The 16,701-nt window shown below is 71.0% G+C and carries 11 protein-coding genes and 2 pseudogenes; 10 read left to right on the top strand and 3 right to left on the bottom strand.

Annotation, left to right across the window (positions count from 1 at the left end):
• Positions 1-18 precede the first annotated feature (18 nt).
• Positions 19-753, bottom strand: coding sequence for a siderophore-interacting protein (locus ABT186_RS24450; RefSeq protein WP_351227222.1), 735 nt, complete (start codon positions 751-753; stop codon positions 19-21).
• A 78-nt stretch (positions 754-831) separates the two neighbouring features.
• Between ABT186_RS24450 and ABT186_RS24445 the strand changes: the two are divergent.
• The 10 genes and pseudogenes from ABT186_RS24445 to ABT186_RS24400 all read left to right on the top strand — a co-directional run.
• Positions 832-963, top strand: a pseudogene (locus ABT186_RS24445) (penicillin acylase family protein); the annotation flags it as partial.
• Between the two features lie 40 nt (positions 964-1,003).
• Positions 1,004-2,059: pseudogene (locus ABT186_RS24440) on the top strand (GNAT family N-acetyltransferase); the annotation flags it as partial.
• A gap of 10 nt (positions 2,060-2,069) precedes the next feature.
• Positions 2,070-2,549: a cupin domain-containing protein gene (locus ABT186_RS24435; RefSeq protein ID WP_351926831.1), complete on the top strand. Its 480-nt coding sequence runs from the start codon at positions 2,070-2,072 to the stop codon at positions 2,547-2,549.
• Positions 2,537-3,310 (top strand): SDR family NAD(P)-dependent oxidoreductase, encoded by a 774-nt coding sequence (locus tag ABT186_RS24430; RefSeq protein WP_351926829.1) that lies wholly within the window; start codon positions 2,537-2,539, stop codon positions 3,308-3,310. The genes ABT186_RS24435 and ABT186_RS24430 overlap by 13 nt, the downstream gene beginning before the upstream one ends.
• A 126-nt stretch (positions 3,311-3,436) precedes the next feature.
• Entirely contained in the window at positions 3,437-5,449 is a 2,013-nt protein-coding gene (locus ABT186_RS24425) for a copper resistance CopC/CopD family protein (protein WP_502973309.1), read from the top strand.
• A 433-nt stretch (positions 5,450-5,882) separates the two neighbouring features.
• The gene (locus tag ABT186_RS24420) at positions 5,883-7,193 is read left to right on the top strand and encodes an ABC transporter substrate-binding protein (RefSeq protein ID WP_351227214.1); all 1,311 of its coding nucleotides are present in this window, start codon (positions 5,883-5,885) and stop codon (positions 7,191-7,193) included.
• Positions 7,193-8,173 carry a carbohydrate ABC transporter permease gene (locus tag ABT186_RS24415; RefSeq protein ID WP_351227212.1) on the top strand — a complete coding sequence of 327 codons (981 nt, stop codon included), beginning with the start codon at positions 7,193-7,195 and terminating at the stop codon, positions 8,171-8,173. Before ABT186_RS24420 ends, ABT186_RS24415 begins: the two co-directional genes overlap by 1 nt.
• Positions 8,170-9,060, top strand: a complete 891-nt coding sequence (locus tag ABT186_RS24410) for a carbohydrate ABC transporter permease (RefSeq protein WP_351227210.1) — start codon at positions 8,170-8,172, stop codon at positions 9,058-9,060. Before ABT186_RS24415 ends, ABT186_RS24410 begins: the two co-directional genes overlap by 4 nt.
• A gap of 26 nt (positions 9,061-9,086) precedes the next feature.
• Positions 9,087-10,403 carry a glycoside hydrolase family 36 protein gene (locus ABT186_RS24405; protein WP_351926872.1) on the top strand — a complete coding sequence of 439 codons (1,317 nt, stop codon included), beginning with the start codon at positions 9,087-9,089 and terminating at the stop codon, positions 10,401-10,403.
• Positions 10,352-12,412, top strand: a complete 2,061-nt coding sequence (locus tag ABT186_RS24400) for a beta-galactosidase (RefSeq protein WP_351926827.1) — start codon at positions 10,352-10,354, stop codon at positions 12,410-12,412. The genes ABT186_RS24405 and ABT186_RS24400 overlap by 52 nt, the downstream gene beginning before the upstream one ends.
• A gap of 198 nt (positions 12,413-12,610) precedes the next feature.
• Here the strand turns inward: ABT186_RS24400 and ABT186_RS24395 are convergent, their stop codons facing one another.
• Together ABT186_RS24395 and ABT186_RS24390 are read right to left on the bottom strand one after the other, a co-directional pair.
• The gene (locus ABT186_RS24395) at positions 12,611-13,777 is read right to left on the bottom strand and encodes a PP2C family protein-serine/threonine phosphatase (RefSeq protein WP_351232849.1); all 1,167 of its coding nucleotides are present in this window, start codon (positions 13,775-13,777) and stop codon (positions 12,611-12,613) included.
• A 36-nt stretch (positions 13,778-13,813) separates the two neighbouring features.
• Positions 13,814-16,612 (bottom strand): SpoIIE family protein phosphatase, encoded by a 2,799-nt coding sequence (locus ABT186_RS24390; RefSeq protein ID WP_351926825.1) that lies wholly within the window; start codon positions 16,610-16,612, stop codon positions 13,814-13,816.
• Positions 16,613-16,701 lie beyond the last annotated feature (89 nt).

The following is a 16,701-nucleotide window of genomic DNA, read 5'->3' as shown; positions in this document are numbered from 1 at the left end:
ATGATCCCCCGTGCGGACTCAGGACGCGCGCCAGTACCCCAGGGCGTTCACCCGCTGCCTCGGGACGCCCAGTTCCCTGCGCACGTAGGTGCTCAGCGTCCGCGTCGTCGTGGTGTCGCAGGCGATCCACACATACGGGTCCGGGGCGGTCTCCAGCAGGGCCGGCAGAGCCGACCTCACCTCGGTGACCAGACGGGCGCCGGAGTCCTGGCGGGGGACCGGGCGCAGGTCGTGGCGGGCGGGGTCGGTGCGCAGGGGGAGACCGTCGGGGGCGCCCTCGAACCAGATGGTCGCCGGGGCGGGATCCAGCGCGCCGAGGAGGGAGTTGAGCGCGGGCAGCGAGGCCGGGTCGGCCACCGCGAAGATGTGCGAGGGCTCGGGCCGGGGCCGTTCGAAGGCCGAGCCCTGGACCGTCGCCTCGATGGTGTCCCCGGGCTTCGCCGCCCGCGCCCAGTCGGCGGCGCGCCCGTCGTGGAGCGCGAACTCCAGACTGAAGGTGCCGGCCGCCGGGTCCGGGCCGACCAGCGTGTACGCCCGCTGGTGGGGCCGGCCCGCTCCGGTGAACCACAGCCGTACCCACATCGTGGGGTGGACTCCGGTCGCCGCGAGCATGCCGCCGTCGGTGAGGTGCAGCCGCCGGTAGTGCGGGGTGACGTCCTCCGCGCCGGTCACGGTGAACACGAAGTCCTTGGCGCGCAGCAGCCGCAGGACCGTGCCCTCCCAGCCGCGTCCCTGTCCCTGCCCCTGCCCCATCGCGCCTTCACCCTTCGCGTACGATTCCGCCTCGAGTTACTTAGGTTAGGCTAACCTAAAATACAGAGAGGCCGCAGGGTGACCACCGAGATCTACCGCGATGCCTGGGGCATCCCCCACCTGCGTGCTGCCGACGCGCTCGCGCTCGCCCGCGCCCAGGGCCGGGTCACCGCCTTGGACCGGGCCTGGCAACTGGAGGTCGAGCGGCACCGCGCACAGGGCACCTCGGCGTCCTTCCTCGGCGCACCCGCCCTGGCCTGGCATCGGATTCGCCCTCGAACACCTCCTGACCGCCGGGCAGCTGTACGGCGTCGACCGCGCCGCGCTGGTGCGGGAGGCCGTCGAGGAGGTCGCCGGGAACCCGCCGCCGGGCACCTGGGGCGACACCCACCGGCTGGCGCCCTGGCGCGCGCTGCCGGCGGATGCGTACGACGAACCCGGTCTCTCCGGCGATCACGACTGCGTGCTGTGCACCTCCGCCGTGCCCGGCCTGACCGATCTGAGCGTGCGCGGCCCGGCGGCCCGCTACGTCTGGGACCTCGCCCGCCGCGACGACAGCCTCTGGGTGGTCCCCTTCGGCGCCTCGGGCGTCGCGGGCTCGCCCCACCACCGCGACCAGCTCCCCTTGTGGCTCAAGGGGGACCTCGTTCCGGTCGTCACCGACTGGAACCGTCTGACGAAGGAGAGCCCGATGACCTCCGAGCCCCACGCCCCCGCCCGCGAGGCCGTCCACGAACAACTCGTCGACGGATACGGCACGGTCCGCATCCTGCCCCTCGACGCACAGGCCGACGCGGAGGTGATCCACGCCTGGGTGAGCGAGGAACGCGCGTCCTTCTGGGGCATGAACGGGCTGACCAAGGACGAGGTCGCCGAGGTCTACGCCCATATGGACACGCTCGACACCCATCACGCCTTCCTCGTCGTCAAGGACGGCGAACCGGTCGCGCTGCTGCAGACCCACGAGCCGGACGCCGACCGGGTCGGCGAGTGCTACGAGGTCCGGCCCGGTGACATCGGCGTCCACCTCCTCCTCGCCCCCGCCGGAGCCGGCGGCCCGCGGCCGGGCTGGACGACGGCGCTCCTGACCGCCTGCACGGCATACGTCCTGACCGGCCTCGACCGGCGGCGGATCGTCGTCGACCCCGACGAGCGCAACGAGAAGGCCATCGCCCGCTTCCTGCGCCAGGGCTTCGTCACCGGCCCGGCCGTCGTCCTGCCCGAGGTCGACCTCCCGGACGTGCACCTGCCCGAAAAGCGCGCCCGGCTGGCGTTCCTCACCCGGGAGACGGCCTTCGGGAACTAGCCTGCGTGCCGTGACCCCCGACGACCTCATCGCCCACTACGGCCTGGAACCGATCCCGCGCGAGGGCGGCCGGTTCCGGCAGACCTGGGCGGGACCGGAGCGGGCCGACGGCAGGCCGGAGGGCACCGCGATCATCGCCCTGCTGACCGCCGAACCGGACGACTACTCGGCGCTGCACCGCCTCCCGGCGGACGAGGTCTGGCACTTCTACCTCGGCGATCCGCTGGAACTGCTGCTCCTGGCCCCGGACGGTGGCACCCGCACGGCCGTCCTCGGACCGGATGTCCTCGCCGGCCAGCACGTCCAGTTCACCGTGCCGGCCGGCACCTGGATGGGCGGACGGGTCGCCGCGGGCGGGTCATGGACGCTCTTCGGGTGCACCATGGCGCCGGGTTTCACATACGAGGGGTACGAGCACGGCGACGCGGCCGCGCTCACCGCGCGCTACCCGGCCGAAGCGGCCCGGATCGCAGGGCTGTGCCGCTCGTGAGCGGACTGCTGGCCGGGCAGGTGGCCCTGGTGACCGGGGCGGGCGGCGGCATCGGCCGTGGGATCGCGCTGCGGTTCGGCGAGGAGGGCGCGGCGGTCGCGGTCCACTGCCGTACGTCGGTGGACGCGGCGCGTGACGTGGCCGCGCGCATCCGCGACACGGGCGCCCGGGCCGTCGTGCTGCGGGCCGATCTGACCGTCGAGGAGGAGTGCCGGCTCCTGGTGCGCGAGGCGGCGGACTGGGGCGGAGGCCGCCTGACGGCGCTGGTCAACAACGCGGGGGTACAGCCGACGCAGGAGCTTGCCGGGATGACGACGGCCGACTGGCGGGCGGTCGTCGACACCAATGTGTCGAGCGTGTTCGCGTGCACCCAGGCGGCGGTGGAGGTCATGCGCGGGGCGGGCGGCGGCACCATCACGCACATCGCCTCCATCGAGGCCTCGCATCCCGCGCCGCTGCACGCCCACTACTGCGCCTCCAAGGCGGCCGTCGTCATGCACGCGCGGTCGGCGGCCCTCGAGTACGGCCCGTACGGCATCCGCGTCAACACCGTCTCGCCCGGCCTGATCCAGCGCGAGGGACTGAGCGAGGCCTGGCCGGAGGGGGTACGCCGGTGGCAACGGGCGGCGCCCACCGGCCGGTTGGGGCGCCCGGAGGACATCGGCGACGCCTGTGTGTTCCTGGCCTCGCCGCTCGCGTCCTGGATCACCGGCCATGACCTGGTGGTGGACGGCGGGGTCTCGGCCCGGCCCACGTGGTGACGCGGGTCCGGGCGATGATGGTGTGACTCTCGTACGGACGGCCGACGTTCGCCGTCGCACTGAGCACAGGGCCTGCCGCGTCCGTACGTAACCGAGACCCGGACAGGCCGATACGGGAGACAAGACGTGGGCGCACGACGTGTGGGCGGGGGGAGTCCGGGGACGGCCGAGGACAAGGGGCGGCTGCGTCACCTCGCGTTCGTGCTGCTCGTGATCCCGCTGCTCCTCCTGGCGGGCGCGGGTTCCGCGTCCGCGCACGCCGTGCTGAAGGGCACCGATCCGGCGGACGGCAGCGTGCTCAAGACGGCGCCGAAGGCGGTCACCCTCACCTTCACCGAGTCCGTCGGTCTGCTGGACGACTCCATCCGTGTGCTCGACCCGGGCAACCGACGGGTGCACACGGGCAAGCAGGAGCATGCCGACGGCCGGTCGGACACGGCGACGGTCACGCTCCCCTCCGGCCTCGCTCAGGGCACGTACATCGTGGCCTGGCGGGTGGTGTCGGCGGACAGCCACCCGGTGTCCGGCGCCCTCACGTTCTCCGTCGGCAAGCAGACGGCGACGAAGGCGGTCCTGCCGTCCGACGAGGCCCAGGACGCCGCCTCGACGACGCTCTACGACCTCGCCCGCTACGTCGCGTACGGCGGGCTGGCCCTGCTGCTCGGCGTGGTCGCGTTCGCGATGGTGACCGGGGTGGGCGCGGCCCGCGGTCTGCTCGTGGGCGGCTGGTGGACGCTGCTGGCGTCCACGCTCGCGCTGCTGCTGCTCCGGGGCCCGTACGAGCGCGGCAGCGGCCCCGCGACGGCCTTCGACCCCACGGTGCTGCGCGAGGCGGCGACGAGCCGCCCGGGATTCGCGCTGCTTGCGCGGATGGTGGTGCTGACAGTGGCGGCCCTGGTCGCGGGACGCGCGGGCCTGATACCTGCGCGGTCCAAGGGGCGGACCCAGCCGACGCCTGCGCGGGCCGACGAGCGGACGGGAGACGACGGCCCGGCCGCGGACGGCCCCCGGACCGCCGGCGGACCGGCCCTCGGCGGCCGGCTGCACTTTGCGATCGTGAGCCTGCTGTCGCTCGCCCTGGCCCTCACCTGGGCGGTGGCCGAGCACGCGTCCGCCGGCATCCAGGTCCCGGTGGCGATGACCTCGGCGGTGCTGCACCTGCTGGCGATGGCGGTATGGCTGGGGGGCCTGGCGGCCCTGATCGGCGCGCTGTACCGAACGCCCGAGGAACTCCCGGCCCCCGCGGTCGCCCGTTTCTCGCGCCTGGCCTTCACGGCGGTCGCCGTTCTGGTCGCCACCGGCGTCTACCAGTCCTGGCGCGGCCTCGGCTCCCTCGACGCGCTCACCTCCACGCAGTACGGCAGGCTGCTGACGGCCAAGCTGGTCGCGGTGGTGCTCCTGTTGGCGGCGGCGGCGTACTCGCGCCGCTGGACCGCGCGGCTCGCCGTGCCGGCCGCGGAGGTCACGGTTCCCGAGCGGGTACCGGAGCCGGTCGGGGCGGCGACGGGACGGGCGGAGGGCGCCCTGAGGGACGCCGACGCCGTGGAGGTACGGACCGGCGCTCGGGACCCGGAGACGGCGGGCACGGACCGGGGCCCGGAGACCGGACACACGGATTCCGGGCACGGGCGGGACACCGCGGAGGACCCGGGGCCGTACCGGCGGGCCCTGCGCCGCTCGGTGCTGGCGGAGATCACGATCGGGATCGTGGTGCTCGTGATCACGACGCTGCTGACGGGTACACAGCCGGGCCGCGCGGCGACGGAGGCGGCGGCGTCGACGGTCGCGGCCGACCAGCCCCTCGGTTCCACCACGATGATCCCGTTCGACGTGGGCACGCCCGGCGGGCACGGCAAGGTGCAGATCGAGCTGACACCGGGCCGGGTGGGCGAGAACCAGGTCCAGGCGGTGCTCTACGGCCCCGACGGAGGCATCGCGACCGTCCCCGAACTGCGCCTCACCTTCACGTTCAAGGAACGGAACATCGGGCCCCTCGACGCGAAGCTCACCGACCGTGGCGGCTACTGGGCCGCCGACGCGCTGAACCTCCCGCTGGCGGGCGTCTGGACGATGAAGGCGACGGTCCGCACGACCGACATCGACCAGGTCACCGTGTCGAAGACGGTGCGCATCGGCTGACGAGCCGGTAGGTGACGCTGCGTCACCCGGTAATGGTGACGGAAAGTGTTTGCTTCAGGGAGTCCGGACGCACACCGGGACGAGAACCCTCCGCCGGGACCGTGCCGGGCCCCTCATGCGCTCCCTCCGGCCTGGCCGGAAGCCTCCCCAGATCGCCTTCTGACCGCACGCCCACGCGCGTGACCTGCGGGGGAGCGATCACGGGTGTGAGGCGGTCCCGGCATGGGCAGTTCCTGCCAGCCGTCCGCTTGTTAGCGGTTGTGATCAAGGTGGTGTCGATTACGTTTCAAAAACGGGCGACTGTAGCTCTTGACGTATAACCCGATTGGCGAGTCTTATGACGGCCACGATGTTCGGTCAAGTTGGTTTCTGATTGATTCTGACCCGATCAGCAGAGAGCCACCGGACCGCCCACCTGCCCCCAGGAGCCGTCATGCACCACACTCCCTCCGGTCTCTCCGTTCCCGGCCCGAGCCGCCGCTCCCTGCTGCGCGGCGTCGGCGGCGCGGCTGTCCTCGCCGGTGCGGGGATTCCCCTGCTGAGCGCCTGTGCCGGCAGCAGCGGGTCCGGTGACTCGAAGACCGTCACGCTGGGCTCCAACGCCTCGGACGCCGTGCCGAAGAAGGCGTTCGCCGACATCTACGCGGCCTTCCAGAAGCAGTCCGGCATCAAGGTCCAGGTGAACACCAAGGACCACAACACCTTCCAGGAGCAGATCAACTCGTATCTGCAGGGCACGCCGGACGACGTGTTCAACTGGTTCGCCGGGTACCGCATGCAGTTCTTCGCGGCCAAGAAGCTCGCCTCGCCGATCGACGACGTGTGGGCGAAGATCGGGGACAACTTCCCCGACGCGATGAAGAAGCTCAGCAAGGGCGAGGACGGCAAGTACTACTTCGTGCCGCTGTACACGTACCCGTGGGCGCTGTTCTACCGCAAGAGTGTCTTCCAGCAGCACGGCTACAAGATCCCCACCACCTGGGACGAGCTCGTGGCCCTGTGCAAGCAGATGAAGAAGGACGGCCTGGTCCCGATCGCCTTCGGTGACAAGGACGCCTGGCCGGCGATGGGCACCTTCGACCAGATCAACTTCCGCCTCAACGGCTACGACTTCCATGTCCAGTTGATGGCGGGCAAGGCCGCCTGGACCGACGCCAAGGTGAAGGCCGTCTTCGACCACTGGGCCGAGCTCCTTCCGTACCACCAGGACGGCTTCATGGGCCGCACCTGGCAGGACGCCGCGCAGACGCTGGTGTCGAAGAAGGCGGGCATGTACCTGCTGGGCTCCTTCGTGGCGCAGCAGTTCACCAACAAGGCGGACCTGGACGACCTCGACTTCTTCGCCTTCCCGGAGATCAACTCCGCGTACGGTCAGGACACCGTGGAGGCGCCCACCGACGGCTTCATGGTCAGCAAGGCCCCGAAGAACCACGACGGTGTCGTGAAGCTGCTGGAGTACCTGGGCACCCCGGCGGCCGAGCAGATCTACCTCAAGGCCGACTCCAGCGTGGTGGCCGCCTCCAGCAAGGCCGACACCTCCTCGTACACGGCGCTGCAGAAGAAGGCGTACGAGATGATCAGCGGCGCCAAGACCCTCACCCAGTTCATGGACCGCGACTCCCGGCCGGACTTCACCTCCACGGTGATGCAGCCCGCTCTGCAGAAGTTCCTCCAGGACCCCAAGGGCGTCGACAGCCTGCTGTCCTCGATCGAGCGCCAGAAGAAGACGATCTTCGCCTCCTGATGACCGCCGACACGACCACGAAGAGCCCGGAGGCGGCCGCCGTGCCGCCTCCGGGCCCCGCGCATGAGAAGAAGCGGGCCCCGCAGGGCCACAAGCGCCTGCTGACCCGCCGTGACCGCATCACGCTCGCCTTCATGGCGGGCGTGCCCACGGTTCTGCACGTGGCCCTGGTCTGGGTCACCGCTCTCGCCTCGATCGCCCTGGCCTTCACCACCTGGGACGGCATCGGCTTCGACTCGATCAAATGGGTCGGGCTGGACAACTTCAAGCAGCTGTTCAGCGACAACCCGCAGTTCTGGCCCGCCGTCGAGCACAACATCATCTGGTTCGTCGTGCTCATCCTGATCCCGACGCCGATGGGCCTGTTCCTGGCCGTGCAGCTGGACAAGAAGATCCGCTTCAGCCGCATCTACCAGACCGCGTTCTTCCTTCCGGTCGTGGTGTCGCTGGCGGTCACCGGATTCGTCTGGCAGCTCGTCTACAACCCCGACACCGGTCTGATCAACAGCCTCATCGGCGCCAACAAGCCCGGCCACTACATCGACTGGATCGGCGACCCGCACCTGAACCTGTGGGCCGTCCTGGTCGCCGCGTCCTGGCGGCACACCGGCTACATGATGATCCTTTACCTGGCCGGTCTGAAGGGTGTGGACCCGTCCCTGCGGGAGGCCTCGTCGCTGGACGGCGCGAACGAGTGGCAGACGTTCAAGAACGTCATCTTCCCCACCCTGCGGCCCACCAACACGGTCGTCCTGGTCGTCACCATCATCGAGGCGCTGCGCGCCTTCGACCTGGTGTTCGTCTTCAACAAGGGCGCCCAGGGCACCGAGCTGTTGTCGATCCTGATCACCAACAACATCATCGGCGAGTCCAGCCGGATCGGATACGGCTCCGCGATCGCCGTCGTCCTGCTGGTCATCTCCCTCGCGGTCATCATCCCGTACCTGATCGCGACCTTCCGGAAGGAGCGGCGCGCATGAGCACCCCCACCGCCGCGCTCGCCCGGCAGCGCACCCCCCTGCGCCCGGCCCGGGTGCTGCTGCACGTGTTCCTCGTCGTCACCTCGCTGGCCTGGCTCGCCCCGCTGCTGTGGGCGATCTTCGCGGCCCTGCGGCCGTACTCGGAGACCAGCAACAAGGGCTACGTCTCCTGGCCGGACAAGCTGAACTTCGACAACTTCACGAACGCGTTCAAGCAGTCCGACATGATGCACTACTTCGGCAACACGCTGCTGATCGCGGTGCCGGCCGTGCTGCTGACGCTGTTGCTGTCGTCGATGGTCGCGTTCTACGTCAGCCGCTTCGACTTCCGGCTCAACATCTTCCTGCTGCTGGTGTTCACGGCCGGCAACCTGCTGCCGCAGCAGGTCATCATCACCCCGCTGTACCGCATGTACCTGCTGATCAACCTGCCCGGCATCACGGTCAGCGGCAAGCTGTACGACTCCGCGCTCGGCCTGGTGCTGATCCATGTGGCGTTCCAGTCCGGCTTCTGCGCCTTCGTGCTGAGCAACTACATGCGCATGCTGCCGCACGAGCTGACCGAGGCCGCGCTGGTCGACGGCGCGTCGGTGTGGCGGATGTACTGGCAGATCGTGCTGCCGCTGTGCAAGCCCGCGATGGCCGCCCTGGCGACGTTGCTGTCCATCTGGATCTACAACGACTTCTTCTGGGCCATCGTGCTGATCTCGACCGGCGAGAACATGCCGATCACCTCGGCGCTGAACAACCTCTCCGGGCAGTACTTCACCGACCCCAACCTGGTCGCCGCCGGCGCCCTGCTCACCGCGATCCCGACGCTGATCGTGTACTTCGTGCTGCAGCGGCAGTTCGTCAGCGGCCTGACCCTCGGCGCCAACAAGGGCTGACCCCGCTCCACTTGAAAGAGAACCCCGTGCACAACCCGTTCACCCTCGTCGCCTCGGTCCTCGTGGACCCGGGCACCGCCCGGGTCCACGAGGAGGGGTGGCAGTCCTGGAGTCCCAGCGGCGCCTACGCCCTTGACGCGGCCCCGTACCGCCCGACCAACGACAACTGGGCGACCGTCTGCTACCGCCCCGGCCGCACCGTCCCCGCCGGGACCTTCCAGGGCGAGGGCCTGCTCGCGCTCGACCCCGGCGACGGCTCCCCGGTCCGGCTGTGGGCGGCGGCCGACCCGCAGCGCGAGGTGCCGTCCATCCGCCTCACCGTCACAGGTGACCGGGCCGAGATCGAGGCCGACGGGCCGGTGAAGGAGCGGACCCACACGGACATCCAGTCCGTGCTGGCCCACTGGGCCGAGGGCCTCGGGCTGCCCGCCCCGCGCCCGGCGCCGACGGTCTGGTGCTCCTGGTACGAGTACTTCACCGAGGTCACCGAGGACGACATTCACGAGAACCTCCGTGCGATGGACACCCTCGACCTGCCCGTCGACGTCGTCCAGATCGACGACGGCTACCAGAGCGCCCTCGGCGACTGGCTCACCCTCTCCGGCCGCTTCCGCTCCCGCGCCGGCATCGCCGACGCGATCCGCGCCCGCGGCCGCAGGGCGGGCATCTGGACGGCGCCGTTCCTGGTGGCCCCCGGCAGCGAACTGGCCGCGTCCCACCCCGACTGGCTGGTACGGGACCCCGAGGGCGCCCCGCTGCACGCCGGCCGCAACTGGGGTCACGATCTGTACGTCCTGGACACCACGCACCCGGACGCGGCGGCGTACCTGGCGCATGTCTTCACCACGCTCCGCGTCGAGGGCTACGACTACTTCAAGGTCGACTTCCTCTACGCGGGCGCGCTGGACGGCGTACGCCATTCCGGCGCCGACGCGCTGACGGCGTACCGCGAGGGCATCGGCATCGTCCGCGACGCCATCGGCCCGGACGCGTATCTGCTGGGCTGCGGCGCGCCGATCCTGCCCTCCATCGGGCTGTTCGACGCCATGCGTGTCAGCCCCGACACCGCCCCGCACCGACGCCCCGAGGCCGACGACTACAGCCAGCCCGGCCAGGACCCCGCCGAGTTCACCGGCGCCGGCCGGCAGTGGCAGCACGGCCGCCTCTGGATCAACGACCCCGACTGTCTGATGGCCCGCCCCGCCGTGGAGACCCGTGAGCGCTGGGCGGCGCACGTCGAGGCCACCGGCGGCCTGATGGCCTCCAGCGACCGGCTGCTCTCGCTCGACGAATGGGGCGTGACCACGACCCGCCGACTGCTCTCCTCCGGAGGCGCCCAGTGAGCGCGAAGCGCACCCTCTCCGTCCCCGGCATCGCCTACGGCGGCGACTACAACCCCGAGCAGTGGCCCGAGGAGGTCTGGGCCGAGGACATGCGCCTGATGCGCGAGGCCGGGGTCACCATGGTCAGCGTCGGCATCTTCTCGTGGGCGCTGCTGGAGCCGGCCGAGGGCAGCTACGACTTCTCGCGGATGGACCGGCTCCTCGGGCTGCTGCACGAGAACGGCATCGCCGCCGACCTCGCGACCCCCACGGCCGCCCCGCCCGCCTGGTTCTTCCGGGCCCATCCGGAGGCACTGCCGGTGGACCGCGACGGCCGCACCCTCTCCTACGGCAGCCGTCAGACCTTCTGCCCGAGCAGTCCCGCCTACCGCACGGCCGCCCTGCGCATCGCGGGCGCGCTGGCCGAGCGGTACGCGGACCATCCGGCGGTGGCGATGTGGCACATCCACAACGAGTACGGCTGCCACAACGCCGAGTGCTACTGCGACACGAGCGCGGAGTCCTTCCGCCGCTGGCTGCGGGCGCGCTACGGCGACGACCTCGCGGCGCTCAACCACGCCTGGGGCACCACCTTCTGGAGCCAGTGGTACTACGACTGGGACGAGATCCTGCCCCCGCGGGCGACGGGTGCCGTCCCCAACCCGACCCACCAGCTGGACTGGCGCCGCTTCTGCTCGGACGAACTGCTGTCGCTGTGCACGGCGGAGCGCGAGGTGCTGGCCGCGGCGGCCCCGGACATACCGGCCACCACCAACTTCATGGTGATGCAGAACTTCGACGCGCTGGACTACTGGCGCTGGGCCCCGGAGCTGGACGTGGTCTCGAACGACCACTACCTGATGTCCGCCGACCCCGCCTCGGAGATCGACGTGGCCATGAGCGGCGACCTGGTGCGCTCGCTGGCCGGCGGCCCCTGGCTGCTGATGGAACACTCCACGGGAGCCGTGAACTGGCAGCCGGTCAACCGCGCCAAGCGCCCCGGGGAGCTGCGCCGCAATGCCCTCGCGCACGTGGCGCACGGCGCGGACGGCATCGCCTACTTCCAGTGGCGGGCCTCGAAGGCGGGCGCCGAGCAGTGGCACTCGGCGATGCTCCCGCACTCGGGCACGGACAGCCGGATCTGGCGTGACGTGGTCCGCCTGGGCGCGGACCTGAAGGCGCTCGCCGAGGTACGCGGCAGCACCGGCACGGCCGAGGTGGCCGTCGTCTGGGACTGGAACGCACGCTGGGCCCTGGAACTCCCCTCCCAGCCGAGCGCCGAACTCCGCTTCCAGGACCTCGTCCGCTCCTGGTACGAGCCGCTGTGGCGCGAGGGCGTCGCGGTGGACTTCGTACGCCCGGACGCGGACCTGTCGCCGTACCGCCTGGTCCTGGTCCCCAGCCTGTACCTGGTCGACGACGAGGGCACGGCGAACCTCACCGGCTTCGCCGAGCGCGGCGGCACGCTGGCGATCGGCTTCCACAGCGGGGCGGTGGACGAGAACGCCCATGTACGGCTGGGCGGCTACCCGGGGGCCTTCCGGCAGGCGCTGGGGGTCAGGTCGGACGAGCTCTTCCCGCTGCTGCCGGGTGAGCAGGTGCCCCTGAGCGGGGGCGGCACGGCCCTGCTCTGGTCGGAACGGGTGCGTCTGGAGGGGGCCGAGGCGGTGACGTCGTACGAGGACGGCCCGCTGAAGGGCGTCCCCGCGGTGACGCGCCACTCCTACGGCGAGGGCACCACCTGGTACCTGGCCACGCACCCGGACCCGGCGACCCTCGCGTCCCTGCTGACCCGCATCCGCACGGAGGCGGGCGTGGCTCCGGTCCGCACGGCCCCGGAGGGCGTGGAGGTGGTCCGGCGCCGGGGTTCGTCCGCGGACTACCTGTTCGTGATCGACCACACGGGCCGGGGCGCGGAGGTGACCGTCGCGGACGGCGCGGTGGAACTCCTCACGGGCAAGCCGGTACCGGGCACGGTGACGGTGGCGCCCGGCGAGGTGGCGGTGGTGCGGGAGCCGCGGGAGCGGTGATGCCGTGGCTCCTGCGGTTCGCATGAGGGCCGTCTCGCGGTGAGCCGCGGGGCGGCCCTCCTCTCGGCACCGCGCTCAGCGCACGCTCCGGCGAGGAGGCGGAGGAGGCGGGCGGATCCAGGAGAGGGGCGGATCCAGGAGAGGGTCGGTTCCGGGAGAGACCGTCGTCGCCCCCGGCCGGCACGAGGGGCGTGGCGGTCAGGGCCGGTGGCCGGTCGAGGCGGTGGCGGGGGCCTGTGCGTCGGCTTCCTGCGGGAGCCGGTCGATGAGGATCATGGCCACGTCGTCCGCCAGGCAGTCGTGGCAATGGCTGATCAATCGCTGCTGCAGCTGTTCGAGGAACTCCTGCGGGGTACCGGCGTGCACCGCTTCCATGGCCTCGGGCAGGGGGAAGAAGTCGTCGGAGTTGTTGCGGGCCTCCGCAACGCCGTCGGTGTGCAGGAGCAGACGGTCGCCCGGCAGGAACGGATGGCTCTCCGTCGCGGCAGCGGGGACGGTCATCAGGTCCTCCAGGCCGAGGGGCGGCAGCGGCATCGTGGGGCCCAGCGCATGGACCTTGCCCCGGTGCAGCACCAGCGGAGCCGGATGGCCGCGGTTGACCAGCTGGACCACGGATCCGCCCGGTATCTGGGCCACGAGCGCGGTGACGAAACACTCCGTCCGGTATTCCTCGTCGTGACCGGCCGCGGTGCACTCCCGCCGCAGCGCGGCAGCACAGTGGTTGATGACCTCGGCCAGGTCGTGCTCGTAGTGGACCGTCTCCCGGAACGCCCCCAGCACGGCCGCGGCCGCACGCACCGCGGGCAGGCCCTTGCCCCGGACGTCACCCACGATCATCCGCACCCCGTACTGCGTCTGCACGGCCTCGTACAGGTCACCGCCGATCTGGGCACCCGCCTCGGCCGCGAGATAGACGCTCGCGGCACGGACCGGGCCCAGCCGTGGACATACGGGCCGCAGCAGGACCGTCTGGGCCGCTTCGGAGACACGCCGTATCTGGTCGAGCTCGTGCTGTCTGCGCGAACGCATGAGATTACTGATCGTGACACATGCCACGGACACCACGAGGAGTCCCAGAAGGTTGCTGTAGACCTGTAGACCCCACGAGTCGTGGATGGTGGCGGACGTGATGGTGACGCTCATGGCACCGGTCGCTGCCAGGAGAGTGCTCGTGGGGCCCATGCTCAGCGCGGCGAGCGGCGGCACCGCGGTGAGAATGGGGCCGGTGTACAGGAAATGCGCAGGCGAGAGTTCGATGCCCAGCGCGACGAGTACGACCGCGAACGGCACACACTGCTCGAATCCGAGGAGGACGCGCCGATGGCCGCCCGCGGATCGAGGAGATGTGCCCGACAGGGACTGCATGGCAACAGCCTCCCTCGCAGTACCGCGATATTCCACTTACGTCAGATCACCGAACTGCTCGAGGAGAACGTCGGCCGGTGTGTGGCCCGAGGCGGCGGATGCGCCGTCGTGAAGAGCCTGTTCCGCCCAGATGACCTTGCCGCCGGTTGTGTACCGCGTCCCCCACCGCTGGGCGAACTGCGCCACCAGGAACAGTCCCCGCCCGCCTTCGTCCGTGGTCGCCGCCCGCCGCAGGCGCGGCGAGGTGCTGCTGCCGTCCGACACCTCGCAGATCAGAGAGCGCCCGTGCAGCAGCCGCACTCTGACCGGTGGTGATCCGTACCGGATCGCGTTCGTGACCAGCTCGCTGAGGATCAGTTCCGTGGTGAATCCGCTCTCCTCCATCCCCCACTCGTGCAGCTTCCCCCTGCAGCGCGCCCGCACCGAGGGAACCACCGCGGGATCCGAGGGCACGTCCCACTCGCCCACGCGCGAGGGCGGGAACAGCCGGGTCCGCGCCACCATCAGCGCGATGTCGTCGGAGGGGTGTGCCGGCTTCAGCGCATCGAGCACCGCCTGGCACGTATCCTGCGGAGCGCTGCCCGCGGCCTCTTGCAGGGCCCGGCGCAGATCGTCCAGCCCGGTGTCGATGTCACGGCTGCGGTTCTCCACCAGGCCGTCGGTGTACAGCACCAGTTGTGAACCTTCGGGCAGACGCAGCTCGGCGGTTTCGAAGGGGTAGCCGCCCAGTCCGAGCGGGGCCGAGGCCGGCACGTCGGGACGGGTGACGGTCCCGTCCCGGCACACCACCACCGGGTCGGGGTGTCCCGCACGGGCCATCGTGCATTCCCCTGCCACCGGGTCGTAGATCGCGTACAGGCACGTCGCTCCCGTCACCCCCTCTCCCTCATGCCCCTCCGCGGCCTCGCCGGTGCTCTCCTCCTTGTCCATGCGTACGACCAGGTCGTCCAGGTTCCCGAGCACCTCGTCCACAGGGAGGTCCAGCGTGGAGAAGTTGTGCACCGCGGTGCGCAGCCGCCCCATCGTCGCCGCCGCATGGAGCCCGTGGCCGACGACGTCGCCCATCACCAGCGCCACTCGTGCGCAGGGCAGCGGGATGACGTCGAACCAGTCCCCGCCCACGCCCGCCTCCGCCGGCAGATACCGCCAGGCCACCTCCAGCGCGTCCTGCTCCGGCTGCCCCCGCGGCAGCAGACTGCGCTGCAGCGTCACCGCCATCGCGTGTTCCCGGGTGAACCTCCGGGCGTTGTCGATGGCCACCGCCGCCCGCGCGGCCAGCTCCTCCGCGAAGGAGAGATCCTCCGGCTCGTACGCCGGGGAGTTCCGCCTCCGGTAGAAGTTCGCCACACCCAGCGGTACACCCCGAGCCTGCAGCGGCACGGTCACCAGCGAATGCAACCCGCGCTCCAGGGCCTTCCGGGCGCGATCGGGATCCTGTTCCTGCCAGCCACGCGCCTGCTGCAGATCCGCCTCCAGCACGCCCCGCCCCTGCTGCAGCGTCCGCATCTGCGGGGTTCCCATCGAGAAGTTGATCACTTCGCCCATCGGATACACGGGCATCATCTGCTGCTCGCCGCCGATTGCCGCACGCCGCAGCCGCCGCCATCCCTCCGCCGTCGGCTCCCACCCCCGCAGCACCGAGTCCAGCAGATCCACCGTGACGAGGTCGGCGAACTGCGGCGCCGCCACATCGGCCAGCTCCTGGGCCGTACGCCCCACATCCAGCGTCGTCCCGATCCGCACGCCGGCCTCGTACAGCAGCTTCAGCCGCTCCCGCGCCGTCTCGGCCCGCCCCGAGACCGCCACCAGCTCCGTGGTGTCCCGCAGCGTCACGACGCTGCCGCCCCCGACCGCCTGCGGGAACGTGGGCCGCTTGTTGACCGCCAGCAAGCGGTCCTCCGCGCGACGCACCTCGTCGGTGACCGCGTCGGGCGACGTCAGCAGCCGCGTGATCCCGTCCGGCAGTCCCAGCTCCCGCACGAGGCGCCCCCGCGCATCCGCCGGCAGTTTCAGCAGCCGCTTCGCCTCCTCGTTGACCAGCAGCAGCCGGGTGTCGGCATCGATGATCAGCACCCCTTCCCGTACCGCGTGCAGGACCGCGTCGTGGTGCTCGTACATCTGCGCAAGTTCCGCCGGTGCCATGCCGAGCGTCTGCCGCCTCAGCCGCCGGGCCACCAGCATGGTTCCGGCCGTGGCCAACGCCAGCGCGACCGCGCCGACGCCCAGGGTGATCGGGAGCTGTGGCATCCAGAGTTGCGACACGTTCCTGACCGTGAGTCCGGCGGAGACAAGGCCGACGACCTTGCCGTGTGCGTCGGTCACCGGGACCACCGCCTGTACGTCCGTTCCCCTGCCGGCGGGCAGGGGCGGCCCGCCGGCCTGCTCGATGACGGTGTGGCCTTCCAGCGCCGGCTTGATGTTGCCGACGAACTTCTTCCCGATCTCCTGCGGGTAGGGATACGTATAACGAATGCCCTTTGTGTTCAGGGCGATGACGAAATCGAGGCCTGCTCTCTTCCGCGCCGCCTCGGCCTTCGGCTGCAGCACCGCGGTCGGGTCCGGGCCCCGCAGCGCCCGGACCACCCCGGGGGCACTCGCGAACGACTCGGCCGCGACGAGCGACTCCCGGCGTCCCTGCCGCAGGGCGTCCCGCGCCGCCTGGAGCACCAGGGACGCCACCGCGGCCACGACCAGCAGCACCACGATCACGGCCTGGAGGAGGAACACCTGCCCGGCCGCACTGCGCGGGTTGAGCAGGGAGGTGCCACGACCGCTCCGGTGCCCGGTGAGCGGATGACGCGATGGAGTCCGGACTCGCCCGAAAGATACCTCCATGTACCCTTCATAACACCGCTGAGCGAGCCCGGACGTGCCGGGCGGCGCAACCCGGACGTCATGAGCTCCATCTACTTGTTCGTCAGGTG

The organism is Streptomyces sp. NPDC001634, from assembly GCF_040298185.1.
Lineage (GTDB): Bacteria > Actinomycetota > Actinomycetes > Streptomycetales > Streptomycetaceae > Streptomyces.
Note: the sequence above shows the minus strand (reverse complement) of the source record. Positions and strands in the feature narration are given on the sequence as shown.